Raw genomic sequence first — 782 nt, 5'->3', positions numbered from 1 at the left:
GCGTGATGGAACATCCTGGTAGTGGGGATAAGAATTTGCCATGGGCTGAGTTTTCATACAATAACAGCTACCAAAAAAGTTTGAAAATGGCACAATTCGAGGCATTATATGGATGACAATGCCGCACACCGGTCAATTGGATTGAGCCAGGAGAAAAAAGCTATATTTGGTGTAGACATTGTTGAGGAGGCCGAAGCAATAGTACGTTGTATTCAAGACAACTTAAAAGCTGCAAAGTCATGTCAAGAGAGCTATGCAAATAAGAGATGCTGACCTTTACAGTTTGAGGTTGGAGACCACGCGTACTTAAAGGTTTCGCCAATGAAGGGTGTGAAGAGATTTGGAGTGAAAGGGAAGCTATCACCTCATTATATTGGATCATTTCCAATTCTTGAGAAGTGTGGGAAGATGGCATACAAGTTGGAGTTACCACCATCATTGGTAGGAGTTCACGACATCTTCCACGTATCTCAGCTAAAGAAGTGTTTGAAGCCACCCGTGGATATTGTATTACCGTTAGTGGCACCGCTCGACACGGATTTGACACATCCTGAACATCCGATCAAGATATTGGATCAAAAGAGTCGTGTCACAAGGCGTAAGACGATCAAATTCTACAAGATCCAATGGAGCAACCATACAAAAGAAGAAGCAACATGGGAGAGTGAAGATTTCCTCCGTTCTCGCCATCCAGACTTCGAGTTGCCGTAGAGAGGGAACGTGCGACTGTTCGCTGTCCCTTTTGGAACCTTTCTCCTTTGCAAATCTCGGGAAGAGATTTT

The 782-nt window shown here is 43.9% G+C and carries 1 protein-coding gene; it reads left to right on the top strand.

Annotated elements, in window-relative coordinates:
- The first annotated feature begins 321 nt into the window (after window positions 1-321).
- On the top strand, window positions 322-711 hold the full coding sequence (locus ACQY5W_RS13090; RefSeq protein WP_428025417.1) for a chromo domain-containing protein: 390 nt from the start codon (window positions 322-324) through the stop codon (window positions 709-711).
- Window positions 712-782: the final 71 nt, after the last annotated feature.

This window comes from Arcobacter sp. (assembly GCF_050300555.1).
In the GTDB taxonomy this organism is placed as follows: Bacteria; Campylobacterota; Campylobacteria; order Campylobacterales; family Arcobacteraceae; genus Arcobacter.
This window is presented reverse-complemented; position numbering and strand designations above follow the sequence as displayed.

What these genes read in the sequence shown, in the direction of transcription:
- ACQY5W_RS13090 (WP_428025417.1), top strand. Translation starts at nt 322, where the DNA reads ATGAAGGGTGTGAAGAGATTTGGAGTGAAAGGGAAGCTATCACCTCAT.